General features: G+C 60.9%; 12 protein-coding genes and 1 pseudogene. 7 read left to right on the forward strand and 6 right to left on the reverse strand.

The window, feature by feature from the left end; translation table 11 throughout:
• Positions 1 to 2 precede the first annotated feature (2 nt).
• Both recG and JL2886_RS19760 read left to right on the forward strand, forming a co-directional pair.
• A pseudogene (gene recG / locus JL2886_RS00005) lies at positions 3 to 1,928 on the forward strand (ATP-dependent DNA helicase RecG); the annotation flags it as partial.
• Between the two features lie 150 nt (positions 1,929 to 2,078).
• Positions 2,079 to 2,201: a hypothetical protein gene (locus JL2886_RS19760; protein ID WP_257784213.1), complete on the forward strand. Its 123-nt coding sequence runs from the start codon at positions 2,079 to 2,081 to the stop codon at positions 2,199 to 2,201.
• A gap of 256 nt (positions 2,202 to 2,457) precedes the next feature.
• Here JL2886_RS19760 and JL2886_RS00010 read toward each other — a convergent pair whose 3' ends face one another.
• Together JL2886_RS00010 and JL2886_RS00015 are read right to left on the reverse strand one after the other, a co-directional pair.
• The gene (locus tag JL2886_RS00010) at positions 2,458 to 3,864 is read right to left on the reverse strand and encodes a methyl-accepting chemotaxis protein (RefSeq protein WP_065270138.1); all 1,407 of its coding nucleotides are present in this window, start codon (positions 3,862 to 3,864) and stop codon (positions 2,458 to 2,460) included.
• Between the two features lie 58 nt (positions 3,865 to 3,922).
• On the reverse strand, positions 3,923 to 4,375 hold the full coding sequence (locus JL2886_RS00015) for an iron-sulfur cluster assembly scaffold protein (protein ID WP_065270139.1): 453 nt from the start codon (positions 4,373 to 4,375) through the stop codon (positions 3,923 to 3,925).
• 58 nt (positions 4,376 to 4,433) lie between these two features.
• On the opposite strand from JL2886_RS00015, the gene hisI reads away from it, so the two are divergent.
• Entirely contained in the window at positions 4,434 to 4,829 is a 396-nt protein-coding gene (gene hisI, locus JL2886_RS00020) for a phosphoribosyl-AMP cyclohydrolase (protein ID WP_065270140.1), read from the forward strand.
• Positions 4,830 to 4,835: 6 nt separating this feature from the next.
• Here hisI and gluQRS read toward each other — a convergent pair whose 3' ends face one another.
• The 3 genes from gluQRS to JL2886_RS00035 all read right to left on the reverse strand — a co-directional run bounded on the left by gluQRS (position 4,836) and on the right by JL2886_RS00035 (position 8,165).
• Entirely contained in the window at positions 4,836 to 5,678 is an 843-nt protein-coding gene (gluQRS, locus tag JL2886_RS00025) for a tRNA glutamyl-Q(34) synthetase GluQRS (protein ID WP_065270141.1), read from the reverse strand.
• Positions 5,679 to 5,693: 15 nt separating this feature from the next.
• A complete protein-coding gene (trmFO, locus tag JL2886_RS00030) occupies positions 5,694 to 7,037 on the reverse strand; it encodes a methylenetetrahydrofolate--tRNA-(uracil(54)-C(5))-methyltransferase (FADH(2)-oxidizing) TrmFO (protein ID WP_065270142.1) in 1,344 nt (447 codons plus the stop codon).
• 339 nt (positions 7,038 to 7,376) lie between these two features.
• Positions 7,377 to 8,165, reverse strand: coding sequence for an enoyl-CoA hydratase (locus JL2886_RS00035; protein ID WP_065270143.1), 789 nt, complete (start codon positions 8,163 to 8,165; stop codon positions 7,377 to 7,379).
• A 58-nt stretch (positions 8,166 to 8,223) separates the two neighbouring features.
• On the opposite strand from JL2886_RS00035, the gene JL2886_RS00040 reads away from it, so the two are divergent.
• The gene (locus JL2886_RS00040) at positions 8,224 to 8,646 is read left to right on the forward strand and encodes a PaaI family thioesterase (RefSeq protein ID WP_065270144.1); all 423 of its coding nucleotides are present in this window, start codon (positions 8,224 to 8,226) and stop codon (positions 8,644 to 8,646) included.
• Between the two features lie 3 nt (positions 8,647 to 8,649).
• Here JL2886_RS00040 and asd read toward each other — a convergent pair whose 3' ends face one another.
• Positions 8,650 to 9,540 carry an archaetidylserine decarboxylase gene (gene asd / locus JL2886_RS00045; protein ID WP_065270145.1) on the reverse strand — a complete coding sequence of 297 codons (891 nt, stop codon included), beginning with the start codon at positions 9,538 to 9,540 and terminating at the stop codon, positions 8,650 to 8,652.
• 199 nt (positions 9,541 to 9,739) lie between these two features.
• Between asd and JL2886_RS00050 the strand changes: the two genes are divergently transcribed.
• The 3 genes from JL2886_RS00050 to JL2886_RS00060 all read left to right on the forward strand — a co-directional run bounded on the left by JL2886_RS00050 (position 9,740) and on the right by JL2886_RS00060 (position 12,952).
• Positions 9,740 to 10,351, forward strand: a complete 612-nt coding sequence (locus JL2886_RS00050) for a holin-associated N-acetylmuramidase (RefSeq protein ID WP_065270146.1) — start codon at positions 9,740 to 9,742, stop codon at positions 10,349 to 10,351.
• A gap of 5 nt (positions 10,352 to 10,356) precedes the next feature.
• A complete protein-coding gene (locus JL2886_RS00055) occupies positions 10,357 to 10,905 on the forward strand; it encodes a holin family protein (protein ID WP_065273443.1) in 549 nt (182 codons plus the stop codon).
• Between the two features lie 79 nt (positions 10,906 to 10,984).
• Positions 10,985 to 12,952 carry a heme lyase CcmF/NrfE family subunit gene (locus JL2886_RS00060; protein ID WP_065270147.1) on the forward strand — a complete coding sequence of 656 codons (1,968 nt, stop codon included), beginning with the start codon at positions 10,985 to 10,987 and terminating at the stop codon, positions 12,950 to 12,952.
• Positions 12,953 to 12,996 lie beyond the last annotated feature (44 nt).

A 12,996-nucleotide genomic window follows, 5' to 3' on the forward strand; every position in this document is an offset into this window, starting at 1 on the left:
ATACGGTTGCCGGGTTGGAACTGCCCACCGTTGCCACGGTTGAAGTCACCATCGGCGCCCATAGGCCGCCGCGCAATCGTGGGGGCGCCTACCGCATTACGGTGACGGATGCGGAGACAGATTTTCAGCTGGTGTTCTTTCACGGTCGCAGCCGTTATCTGGAGGCGCAATGCCCCGAGGGATCGCGGCGTCTGGTGTCGGGTAAGCTGGAGCTGTTCGACGGTATCGCGCAGATGGTGCATCCCGATCACATGGTGCCACTGGCCGAAGCCGCGACGATCCCCGAGTTCGAGCCGGTCTATCACTTGACCCATGGAGTGTCGCAGAAAACCATGTTCAAAGCGCTGCGCGGTGCCTTGGATCTGGTCTCTGATCTGCCCGAGTGGATCGACCCCGAGCAGGTGAAACGCGAAGCCTGGCCTTCATGGGACGAGGCGATCACCACGGCGCATGAGCCACAAGGGCAGGAGGATCTCGCCCCTGACGCTCCGGCACGGGCGCGCCTGGCCTATGATGAGCTGTTTGCGCATCAGCTGACGCTGGCGATTGCCCGGCAATCCGAACGCAAATCCCGTGGCATCCAGAGTCAGGCCACCGGGCGTTTGCAGTCCCGTGTCCTGTCGGCGTTGCCTTATCGCCCCACGGGGGCGCAGACCCGCGCGATTGAGGAAATCTCCGCCGATATGGCCTCGGACAGGCGGATGAACCGGCTGCTGCAGGGCGATGTGGGCGCGGGCAAGACGCTGGTGGCGCTGATGGCGCTTCTGGTCGCGGTGGAGGCTGGCGGGCAGGGCGTGATGATGGCTCCGACCAGTATCCTTGCGCAGCAGCATTACGAGGGCTTGCGCCCCCTTGCCGAAGAAGCTGGTGTGGTTCTGGAGCTGCTGACCGGCCGGGACAAGGGCGCCGAGCGCAAGGCCAAGCTGGCCGCGCTAGAGCGGGGTGATATCCAGATTCTGGTCGGGACCCATGCAGTATTCCAGCAGGATGTTCATTTTGCAGATTTGCGGCTGGCCATCGTCGACGAACAGCATCGGTTCGGCGTTCGTCAACGTATGGAGCTAGCGGAAAAGGGCATGGGCGCCGATGTTCTGGTGATGACCGCGACGCCCATTCCGCGCTCACTGGCTCTGGCGCAGTACGGGGATATGGATGTTTCGGTGCTGGATGAGAAACCCCCGGGCCGCAAGCCGGTCAAGACGGCTGTGATCAGCACGGAACGGACCGAGGAGATTGTCAGCCACCTGCGCCACGCCATTGAGGAAGGGCGGCAGTGCTACTGGGTGTGCCCCTTGGTTGGCGAATCCGAGGTCATGGACCTGACCGCTGCAGAAGAACGGTTCAAGCTCTTGCGCGCCGCCCTTGGCGAAGGCGTGGTGGGTCTCGTGCATGGGCAGATGCCGGTTGGGGAAAAAGATGCGGCCATGGCCGCCTTTCAACGCGGTGAGACCAAGGTTCTGGTGGCGACCACGGTGATCGAGGTGGGCGTCAACGTGCCCAATGCCTCGATCATGGTGATCGAACGGGCCGAAATCTTTGGCCTAGCCCAGCTGCACCAGCTGCGGGGGCGGGTCGGGCGTGGCAGCGCCGAATCCACCTGCCTGTTGATGTACCAGCCACCGCTGAGCGAGGGAGGCCGCCGGCGGCTGGAGGTGCTGCGCGAAACCGAGGATGGCTTTCGCATTTCCGAAACCGATCTGGAGATGCGCGGTGCCGGGGACATGATCGGCACAGCCCAATCCGGTCTGCCGCGGTTCAGGATTGCCGATCTGGAACGGCAGGCCCCGCTGATGGCCGTGGCGCAGAGCGATGCGCGTGCGCTGCTGGCCAAAGACCCCGATCTGACCGGCCCCCGGGGGCAGGCCGCACGCGTTCTGCTGTGGTTGATGAAGCAGGATCAGGCGTTCCGTTTAATTTCAGTGGGTTAACCTGTTTCGTTCCTACTGAAATCGGTTTTGTTCCAAAAAGTTCGCAAATGTTCTCATAAAGTTCTTTACTTGCTGTTCGCAAAATGAGAACAAAGGGGCAACAAGAACGCGCCCAAGCGCAAACACAGCGAACTGACCGGAGGAACGATAATGATTGCACAGTTGAAAACGACCCTTCAAAATGCCCAATCCACCCTGCTGCAGGACGCGATTGGTGCGGGCGCCCTTGCGGTCATGCTGGTGGCGGCGCTGCACCTTCCGGGATCTTTCTAAGCCTGACACAATCCTGAATTTGATCTTGGCTCTTCATGGTGGTCGCACTGCATCCTGTCCCGAACCGATGAGGGGAACACCTGCCTGTACCCATCCCCGTCCGGCCTTGCCTGATTGCCGGAAAGCGTGACCCGTCCCGCATGAAGAACCAGAGTTGCCGCCACCATCTGCCCGGATGTGTGGCGGCTTTTTTTATTGCGTGAATATATAGTTGCGCGGGGTTTTCGTCTGTTTCGGGGATCCGTGTAATTGGGCTTCAGGTCGTAAAGGCCATCCGGAGCCCCCCCCAATGGCGACCGCCCACGGTAATGGGCGCCGACAGGTCCTTCATCATGACAAAGTCGCCGCCGCCCATGTCGCGCCGGTAAACCTGCATCAGGAAGGGACCTGTGTTGCGTCCGGCCTTGAGCCCGACGCGATCATCGAAAATCCGCCGGTTGCGGCAGTTGGCCATGTTCCAGTCAGGATCTGCGCTTTGCGGTTTGGAAAATTTCTTGTTGTGGGTCGGGAGGTATCCGTTGACGTCCACTGCTGCGGAAAAGACCACGCGTGGATCCAGATCCAGGGCGGCCTCCAGCAGCGGCGGCAGGACGCTGTCGGTGAACTTGGTGAAACGGGTCATGACCTGTGTCGGATTGGTGTTGGGGATTGGAACATAGGTCCGGTCGAACAGATCTGCCTGCGAAATCCGGCTGCTGGTCAGGCCCTCTTCGAATAGCCTGCCAATCTGGGCCGCCATGTCGGTGACAAATGCGATGAACATCTTGTCCCCGGATTGGCCGCCAAGAGCGACCGTGCCCTGAACAAGACGTTCAGAGGAAAGAATGAGATTTTCAACACGGTGGTGGGTCTTTTGAATGTCGGCAGTGGTGTCCTGAACAGAATGCTTGATCCGGTTGATGTTGGGAAAACACGCCTCCATCGCGTCGCGCACGGTCGTGGCATCGGTCAGAATCCGGCCGGTTTCGCTGTTCACGTTCTGGGCGTCTTTTTCAATGCCAGCCAGCGACGCGTCGGTGTCTCGGGCGCGGTCGAGGATTTGTTTGGCGGACTGGGACATCGTCTCAGTCTCTTCGTCCAGAGTCCGGATCCAGCTGTAAAGCGTTTCGATATTTGTGCTGATCTCCCGTGCCGCGCGTTGGGTGCGTTTGGACAGATCATTGATCGCCTCTGCAACGACCGCAAATCCCCGCCCGGCATCGCCTGCGCGCCCCGCTTCGATCTTGGCATTGATGGCCAGAATGTTCACCTGCGCCGCGATCGAAGTGATGATCTCGTTGTCCTTGCGCATAGCGTCGACGGTGTTGCTGACGTCCTCGGTCCGGCTGTTGAGATCCTGCACCCATTCGGCAACCTCCTGGCTGCGTCCGCTGCTTTCGCGGACGAGGGCTACGGACTCTCTGGCTGACTCCAGCGTTTTCTGGGTTGATAGAGAGACGGCCCCCACGGTCTCCATGACCTGCGCATTCGATCTGACAACCCGCTCGGCGCCTCGGTCCAATTGGTCAAGATCTTCAAGTTGGGTTTTGGATTTACTCTCGATCGTGTCCAGAAACCCGGCAATGTCGACGATTTCAAAACCGAGCTGGGAAGAGATTTCGGCAAGATCGTTCAGATTGGCGTCCGCGACTGATGGCGCCTGAGTGTCTTGTTTTTGCAGCATTTAGGGACCCGTTTACTCGTTACAGTCCACAAGTAGCCCAAATGTTATAAAATTATCGTTAAGTACACTCTTCCTTAGCAACTTGCTGAAGCGCCTCACGCGTCGCATCCAGCGCCAGCATGATCGAAGCATGGCGATTCTTGAACTCACGGGCGGGCACCAATACCTCAAGTTCGTCAAAGGGGGCTTGCGGCGGTTCGGCACCTTCGGTCAGCATCGCTTTCAGCTGGTTGCGGGCTTTTTCCACCGTCTCCAGCGAGCAGCCGATAATGTGATCCGCCACAACCGATGCCGCGGCTTGCCCCAGGGCGCAGGCTTTCACGTCCTGGCCGAAATCGGTGATCTTGCCATCTTCGACCTTCAGATCGACGGTCACCGTCGACCCGCAGAGAGGCGAGCGTTTTTTCACTGTGACATCAGGATCTTCCAGACGCTCCAAATGCGGAATATCCGCCGCAAGGGCCAGAATGCGGGAAGAATAGAGTTTGATCAGATCGGTTTCGCTGGACATGCGGGCCTCGGGGTTTCCCTTGGGTGGAGTTCCTCATACATAGGGAGCGAAGCTTCAGATGCAAAAGGTTTTTGCCATGTCCAGCGCGACCACACAGTCCTTTGATCCCGCAAGCCTGCGTTACGACGCAAACGGGCTGATCCCCTGTATCGCGCAGGACCACGACAGCAATGAGGTGCTGATGATGGCCTGGATGAACGCCGAAAGCGTCGCGCGCACGCTGGAGACGGGCAAGGTAACCTATTGGTCGCGTTCGCGGCAGTCGTTCTGGGTCAAGGGTGAAAGCTCGGGCCACGTGCAGGAGCTGGTGGATCTGCGACTGGATTGTGACCGGGATTGCTTGCTTGCTGTCGTGCGCCAGACCGGACCGGCTTGCCACACCAACCGGCGCAGCTGTTTCTATACCGCTGTGCGGGAAGGGGAAGAGGTCGAACTGATGGCGCCCATGGTCTGAGGGCGCTCAGCCAAGGCCCACCATGCGGCGGATGTCCTGCGGTGTTGCGCCTTCGGCGCGGTATTTTGCGATGGCTCGGGCATCGTCGCGTTTGGCGAGGCGCTTGCCTGCCTCGTCACGGATCAGGCGGTGATGGTGGTAGATGGGGACGGGCAGCTCCAGCAGCGTCAGTAGCAGGACCTGTAGCTGGGTGAAGTCGAACAGATCCTCGCCCCGTACCACATGGGTGATCTCCTGATGCACGTCGTCCAGCGCCGAGGCCAGGAAATAGGCGATGATCTCTTCGCCTTTACGCGACAGAACCACGTCGCCGATTTCCTGCAGGGCGCGCTCAGGATCCAGATGGTGTGTGCCCTTATGCGCCGCGCCGGTTTCTTCGAAGGTCACGTTCTGGCCTTTGAGGCGGGAAAGCGCGCGGTCAAGATGCAGCCGCAGCGCATCACCCGGTTTGCGATCCGACATGGGGCGGTTCTTGCAGGTGCCGGGATAGACGTCGTGGCTGACACCCTCCTGCGGTGCGGATAGGGCGGCGCGGATATCTCCACGGCTGCAGGAGCAGGGATATAAAAAACCCATACTCTCAAAGGCTTTGAGGTATTTGTTATAGTCGTTCAGATGCTCTGACTGGCGCAGAATAGGCTCGTCCCAGCGAAGGCCCAGCCAGGTCAGATCTTCGATAATGGCTGCGTCCCATTCCGGTTTCGACCGTTGCAGGTCGGTGTCCTCCATGCGCAGCAGGAAGGCGCCTCCGGCGGCGCGGGCCATGTCATGAGCAATGATCGCGGAATAGGCATGGCCCAGGTGCAGCGGGCCGGTGGGCGAGGGCGCAAAACGGGTGCGAAATGTCATTGCGCCCCTCGCGGTTCAGGAAAACTGCTGCAGCCATTCGGTCCAGGCGGCTTTGGCCCGGTCGGTATAGGCCTTGTAGCGGTCCTTGCGGCCGCGACGCCCGCCTTTCAGCCCATCTACCGGGCGGAACAGGCCAAAGTTCACGTTCATTGGCTGGAACGTCTTGGCCTCGGCGCCGCCGGTGATGTGGTGGATCAGCGCGCCCATGGCGCTGTCCTGCGGCACATCGGTCAGGGCCTTGCCCAGGATCTCCGCAGCGGCCAGGCGACCGGCAAGCAGGCCCATGGCGGCGCTTTCCACGTAGCCTTCGACGCCGGTGATCTGCCCGGCAAAGCGGATATTGGGCCGCGATTTCATGCGCATCTGGCTGTCCAGAAGGGTCGGAGAGTTGAGGAAGGTATTGCGGTGGATACCGCCAAGCCGAGCGAAACTGGCATTCTCCAGCCCCGGAATCATCCGGAACACCTCGGTCTGGGCCCCGTATTTCATCTTGGTCTGGAAGCCGACGATGTTGAAGAGCGTCCCCAAGGCATTGTCGCGGCGCAGCTGTACCACGGCATGGGCCTTGATGTCGGGCTGGTGCGGGTTGGTGAGGCCAACGGGCTTCATTGGTCCATGGCGCAGGGTTTCGCGGCCGCGTTCGGCCATCACTTCAATCGGCAGGCAGCCGTCGAAATAGCCAGCGGTTTCACCTTCGTGGAACTCGGTCTTGTCGGCGGCGAGCAGCGCGTCGATGAAGGCCTCGTATTGGTCCTTGTCCATCGGGCAGTTGAGGTAAGCGGTGCGCTCCTCCTCGGTTTCGCCCTTGTCATAGCGCGACTGCATCCAGGCCTTGGACATGTCGATGCTCTCGGCATAGACGATGGGTGCAATGGCATCGAAGAACGCCAGCGCCTCGGCGCCGGTTTCAGCCTGGATCGCCTTGCCCAGATCGGGGGAGGTCAGCGGACCGGTTGCAAAGATCCAGTGACCTTCGGTCGGAAGCTCTGTGATTTCTTCATAAGAAACAGAGACATTCGGGAGGCTCTTAAGCTGGGCGGTCACGGTTTCGGCAAAAGGTTCCCGGTCCACCGCCAGGGCGCCGCCTGCGGGCAGGCGATGCTTATCCGCCGTGGTCATGATCAGACCCTTGGCGGCGCGCATTTCCCAATGCAGCAGGCCGACGGCATTCTGTTCATCGTCATCGGACCGGAAGGAGTTGGAGCAGACCATCTCACCCAGGTTGCCGGTCTGGTGGGCAAAGGTTTCGACCGTGGGCCGCATCTCGTGCAGCACGACCTTTACGCCCATGTTCGCCGCCTGCCAGGCAGCTTCGGACCCGGCCATGCCGCCGCCCACGATATGCAATTCTTGTGTCATGAGGTGCCACATAGGGCAGGGATGGCCATTGCGCAATATGACATGCGTCGGGGGCAGCGATGGCGCGCAATGCAAGGGGGCCGACAACGCACCCGTTTGCTCATCATTGGAACCGGTATTGTGCAGGGGAGAATTTTGGGGCCACTGCGGCGGGAATGTCGACCGGGGAGAGAGACCCGGTTGGAGGGACCTTCCGACGCAGCGGCCCAAAATTGTGACCGGTCTGTGACCGGTGCCCAACCTTTGCCATTATCCTGCCTTTATTGAAAGACCGGATATGGAAACAATATCTGGTCAATCGTAAACAAAGGCTAAACTTGTTTTAAATTTTCGGAAAACTCAGTTGTCTTCCCAGTTGGGCGGACGCTTTTCGATAAAGGCGTTGAGCCCTTCGATGGTGTCTTGGTGCATCAGGTTTTCGACGATCACCCCGCTGGTATAGGCATAGGCCTCGTCCAGGGGCATTTCGATTTGACGGTAATAGGCTTCCTTGCCGATCTTCACGGCCGAGCCGAGTTTTGATGCGATGGTTTCTGCCATCTTCAGCGTTTCCGCCTCCAGATCCTCTTCGGGCACGGCGCGGTTGATCAGGCCCAGCTCGGCGGCGCGGACGGCGGACATGAACTCGCCAGTGGTCAGCAGTTCAAAGGCATGTTTTCGCGGGATATTGCGAGACAGGGCCACCATGGGGGTTGAGCAGAACAGACCGATATTGACGCCATTGACGCCGAACCGGGTGCCCTGCGCGGCCACGGCCAGATCGCAAGAGGCGACAAGCTGACAGCCAGCGGCAGTCGCAATCCCATGCACCTGGGCGATCACCGGCTGCGGCAGGCGTTGCAGGCCCAGCATCACACTGGTGCAGCGGGCGAAAAGGCCCTCGAAATAGGCCTTGCCACCATCCTCGGCCGCGCGCCCTGCGTTCATCTGTCGGATATCGTGCCCGGCGCAGAAGGCCTTGCCCTCGCCAGAGAGTACAACGGCCTTGATTGTGCTGTCGTTTTTCAAGGCGTCGATCTGCTCTTGCAGGGCGGCCAGCATCTCATCCGACAGCGCGTTTAGCCGCTCGGGTGCGTTCATGCGCAGTTGTGCGATCGCATTTGCGTCGCGACGTTCCAGAATTGTCATCTTGTCCTCCTGACCCTGTTTGGGGCAACTCTATGGCGGACAAGGGAGAAGGAAAAGCATGGCTTTGGCTTTTGATGCGGCGGGGCTGACCGCCTATATGGCGGAGATCTTTCCGCAGGTGGCGGATGATTTCGCGGTGGATGAACTGTCTGAGACAGGTATCACCATGCGGCTGCTGACGGCAGAACGGCACCTGCGACCGGGCGGCACTGTGTCTGGCCCTTCGATGTTCGCGCTGGCTGATGTGACGGTCTACGGGCTGGTACTATCCCGGCTGGGGCGCAAGGCGCTGGCGGTGACCACCAATTGCTCGCTTGATTTCATGCGCAAGCCCGAGGCGGGTGTCGATCTGATCGCCAAAGGAACTCTGTTGAAACTGGGCCGCTCGCTGGCTGTGGGCGATGTGCATATGTATTCGGAAGGTTCGGACAAGATGGTGGCGCGCTCCACCATGACCTATTCAATTCCGCCGGAAAAATAGGGGTCAGAGGGTGCGCGCCAGAGGTTCACCGACTTTCACAAGGGTTTCCAAGCCTTTGGAACTGTTGGTGATTAGGTCGTCGCTGAACTGGACCTTCCCGGGTTCAAAGACCACGACGACGGTGGAGCCGCCGAACTTGAAATAGCCCTTTTCGTCCATCTTCTCGACCCGGCCACTGGTGCGGGTGTTGACGATGGACCCCACGCCAAAGGCGCCGACCTCGACAAAGCACATGGTGCCCGCCGTGTCCGTGTCGATCAGGGTCAGGCTGCGCTTGTTGTCACCAAAAACATCCGGCCCGGCGCCAAGCGCGATGGGGTTCACCGAATGCAGCGCGCCGGGTATGTCGCGGGTTTCGGTAATCTGGCCTGCGGTCGGAAAATGATACCTGTGATAATCGGCGGGGCACAGGCGGACAATGGCGAGGGCACCGCCCAGAAACCGCTCGTGCAGGCCGGGCAGCATTGTACGGATCGACATCGGGTGCCCTTTGACCGGGACAAAAACGTCCTCCTCCAGTTTGGGGAACACCAAGACGCGCCCATCCGCCGGGGAGACGATGTCGTTCAGCTCATCGCTATAGGGGCGGGTTTCCGGTTTCAGGTGCCGCACAAAGAAATCGTTAAAGCAGCGAAAGCTGGAGACCGGATCGCGGGCCTCGTCCATGTCAATCGACAGTTCCTCGATGACCGCGGCGATCTTGCGCCGGGACAGGGGCGAGTCGAACCACAGCCCGAACAGGCGGCTAACCAAAGAGGATCGGAACAGTGCGTGCTCCAGCAGGTTGGAGCCTGCGTCCTGATAAGCCCAGCGGATCCATTCCTCGCCAAGGATCACCTCGTCGAAAACCGTGCCGCTTGCCCGGTCGACCACCTTGATCGGAGTATTCGTCATCTATCCGCCTTGTCGCTTGTCCGGCCTGTCTGGCCCTTGGCGATGAGGTAGCAGAGTGCGCGCAGAAGGCTCAAGAGCGGAATGCAACAGGGGCGGAGGGCCGCAGGGCCAGACCGTTGCCTCACGCGCGGACGCCAGGGTAACGGGACCTCAGCTGTTTGGTGCAACACTTTGCCATTAAACAGCAAAGAGTGTCCGGATGCAGGTCAGACAGATTGCCGAAGAGATCGTCGAGCGCGAAGGCGGTTATGTGAATGATCCCGGTGATCCGGGCGGGGCCACCAAACACGGGATCACGATCGGGACCCTGAAACGGCTGGGAATTGATGTCACCGGTGACGGGCAGGTCGACACCGGGGATGTGAAGGCGCTGAGCCGCGAAGAGGCGGTGGATATCTTCATCCGCTGGTATTTCGAACGCCCAGGAATCGCCCGCTTGCCAGAGGCGCTCCAGGCATCGGTGTTCGATATGTACGTCAATTCCGGCGCTAACGCGGTGCGGATCCTGCAGGGGCTGTTGCGGGAGATGGGGTTCGACATTGTGGTGGATGGGGTGATTGGGACGCAGACTGCGGCGGCCGCACTGCGGGCGGCGCAGGTGGATGCAAAGAGCCTGCACGACGCCTACGGCATTGCCCGGCGCAGCTACTATTTCGACTTGGCAGACCGGCGTCCGGCCAGCCGCAAATACGCCCGGACCCGCGCGGGCGGCAAGGGCGGATGGATCCGGCGCGCCGAGACCTTCATCAGCAAAAAATACCACATGGACCGGCAGGCCTTTGCCCGGCGGGTCGCATCGTGGCAGGGATGAAAACGATGATCGCAGGTTTGGTTCGCTTGCTGTTTGGGCGTAATCGCAATGTGTTGCGTGAAACAGTTGAGGTGTTTCGGGAAAACGCAGAGGCCGGTGCAGAGCGGGCCAGCCGGGCGCAAGGCGCGGCGCTGCAGCAGTTCGCGGCAGAATTCCGTGCTGAACGGCGTAGCGGGTTTGATCGGGTGATGGATGGGATCAACCGGCTGCCAAGGCCGCTGTTGGCGCTCGGGACAGTGGGGCTGATGGTGAGCGCAATGGCCAACCCCTCATGGTTTGCAGCCCGGATGCAGGGGCTGGCGGCCGTGCCCGAACCGTTGTGGTGGCTGCTGGGGGTTATCGTCTCGTTCTATTTTGGCGCGCGCCATCAAATCAAAAGCCAGGAATTCCAGCGGAGCCTTGCGGAAGTTGCTGCACGAATACCCCAAGCGCTGGAGGGGCCTGCACCTGTGCAAAATGACAAGCCGCCATCCCAGATCGAAGTTGAGAACCCGGCGTTGCAGGCATGGAAGGAAAGCCAGTTCAGGCTGTCACAGGCCGACCCCGCAGAGTAAGCGCGCAATCGCCTCCTGCGGCGGCTGGACGCGCCAAATGCCATTGGCGCCGCCCCGGCGAAAGATTATAGACAGAGGTATGATTACAGAACTCGGTCACTTCGCCCTCATCCTCGCCTTTCTGGTTGCCATCGTGCAGATGGTTGTCCCTATGATCGGCGCCCATAAACGCTGGCCCGGCTGGATGGCCGTCGCCGAACCTGCGGCACAGGCGCAGTTCTTCTTTACCGCTTTTGCCTTTGCGGCGCTGGTCTGGGCCTTCGTGACCTCGGATTTCTCGCTGCGGCTGGTGACTCTCAACAGCCATTCGGCCAAGCCGATGCTTTACAAAATCTCGGGCACCTGGGGGAACCACGAAGGCTCCATGCTGCTCTGGGTGCTGATTGTCAGCCTGTTCGGCGCAGTGGCCTCGGTCTTCGGCGGCGGCTTGCCGCAGACGCTGAAGGCGCGGGTTCTTTCGGTTCAGGCCGCCATTGGCGTTGCCTTCTTTGCCTTCATTCTGTTCACATCGAACCCGTTCCTGCGGCTGGTGTCGCCGCCGTTTGACGGGCAGGATCTGAACCCGCTGCTGCAGGACCCGGGCCTCGCCTTTCACCCGCCATTCCTGTACCTCGGCTATGTTGGGCTTTCGATGGCGTTTTCCTTTGCCGTGGCAGCCCTGATCGAGGGGCGCATTGATGCCGCTTGGGGACGCTGGGTGCGGCCCTGGACGCTTGCCGCCTGGATTTTCCTGACCATCGGCATCGCGCTGGGATCCTGGTGGGCCTATTACGAGCTGGGTTGGGGTGGCTTCTGGTTCTGGGACCCGGTGGAAAACGCCAGCTTCATGCCCTGGCTGCTGGCGGCAGCGCTGCTGCATTCCGCCATCGTGGTGGAAAAACGTGAGTCACTCAAAAGCTGGACCATCCTGCTGGCCATCCTCGCCTTTGGCTTCTCGCTGATCGGGACCTTTATCGTACGCTCGGGGCTGCTGACCTCGGTGCATGCCTTTGCCAACGATCCGGAACGCGGCGTGTTCATCCTCTTTATCCTGGCCTTCTTTACCGGCGGGGCGCTGACGCTGTTCGCGGCGCGGGCCCAGCAGATGCAGGCCAAGGGCGTCTTTGGCATCGTCAGTCGCGAAGGCGCGCTGGTGGCCAACAACATCCTGCTGGCCGTGAGCTGCTTTGTGGTGTTCTTTGGCACGCTCTGGCCGATCGTGGCCGAAATGGCCTTTGCCCGCAAACTGAGCGTCGGGCCGCCCTTCTTCAACGCGGCCTTCACGCCCTTCATGGTGCTCTTGGGAATGATCCTGCCGGTTGGCGCCATGCTGCCGTGGAAACGCGGTAAGCTGGGCCAGACGATCTGGTACCTGCGCTATGTGCTGGTCCTGTCGGTTGCCTTGGGTGTGCTGGCCTGGGCCATGCAGACGAGCCGCTCCGGTCTGGGGCCCATCGGGTTGTTCATCGGCTCCTGGGTGGTCTTTGGCGCCGCTGCCGATCTGTGGTCGCGCACCGGCAAGGTCGGGCAGATCGGGCGCTTGCTGCGCCTGCCGCGCGCCGACTGGGGTAAGGCTGTGGCCCATGCGGGGCTGGGGATCACCATCTTTGCCATTGCCGGTCTGACGGCGTGGGAAGAGGAAGACATCCGCGTTGCCAAGATCGGAGAGCCCTTCACTGTCGGCGGGTACGAGCTGGTCTTGGATGCGGTCGATCGCGCGCGGGGGCCGAACTACTTCACCACCATGGCCACCGTCAGCATCTTTAAGGATGGCGCGGATGTTGCTGTGCTTCATCCCGAAAAACGCACCTATCCCGTGGCGAAGATGCCGACGACAGAGGCGGCCATCGACTACCGTTTGCTGCGCGACCTGTACGTGGTGATCGGCGATCAGCAGGCGGATGGCGGCTGGACCGTACGGACCTATATCAAACCGCTGGCCAACTGGATCTGGGGCGGCTGTCTGCTCATGGCGCTTGGCGGTTTGCTGAGCCTCAGCGACCGGCGTTTCCGCGTCGCGGCCGGGGCCCGCAAGGGCGCTGGCGCGGCCAAGGTACCCGCAGAATGAAGGGCGCGGCTGTGTTGAACCGGTATGCAAAGATTCTGGCGATC

The organism is Phaeobacter gallaeciensis (assembly GCF_001678945.1).
GTDB classification, from domain to species: Bacteria; Pseudomonadota; Alphaproteobacteria; order Rhodobacterales; family Rhodobacteraceae; genus Phycobacter; species Phycobacter gallaeciensis_A.

Coding starts and splice junctions, on each gene's coding strand:
- JL2886_RS00010 (WP_065270138.1), bottom strand. CDS start 3,864: ATGCTGCAAAAACAAGACACTCAGGCGCCATCAGTCGCGGACGCCAAT.
- JL2886_RS00035 (WP_065270143.1), bottom strand. CDS start 8,165: ATGACAATTCTGGAACGTCGCGACGCAAATGCGATCGCACAACTGCGC.
- asd (WP_065270145.1), bottom strand. CDS start 9,540: ATGACGAATACTCCGATCAAGGTGGTCGACCGGGCAAGCGGCACGGTT.
- JL2886_RS19760 (WP_257784213.1), top strand. CDS start 2,079: ATGATTGCACAGTTGAAAACGACCCTTCAAAATGCCCAATCCACCCTG.
- JL2886_RS00015 (WP_065270139.1), bottom strand. CDS start 4,375: ATGTCCAGCGAAACCGATCTGATCAAACTCTATTCTTCCCGCATTCTG.
- hisI (WP_065270140.1), top strand. CDS start 4,434: ATGCAAAAGGTTTTTGCCATGTCCAGCGCGACCACACAGTCCTTTGAT.
- JL2886_RS00050 (WP_065270146.1), top strand. CDS start 9,740: ATGCAGGTCAGACAGATTGCCGAAGAGATCGTCGAGCGCGAAGGCGGT.
- trmFO (WP_065270142.1), bottom strand. CDS start 7,037: ATGACACAAGAATTGCATATCGTGGGCGGCGGCATGGCCGGGTCCGAA.
- gluQRS (WP_065270141.1), bottom strand. CDS start 5,678: ATGACATTTCGCACCCGTTTTGCGCCCTCGCCCACCGGCCCGCTGCAC.
- JL2886_RS00040 (WP_065270144.1), top strand. CDS start 8,224: ATGGCTTTGGCTTTTGATGCGGCGGGGCTGACCGCCTATATGGCGGAG.
- JL2886_RS00055 (WP_065273443.1), top strand. CDS start 10,357: ATGATCGCAGGTTTGGTTCGCTTGCTGTTTGGGCGTAATCGCAATGTG.
- JL2886_RS00060 (WP_065270147.1), top strand. CDS start 10,985: ATGATTACAGAACTCGGTCACTTCGCCCTCATCCTCGCCTTTCTGGTT.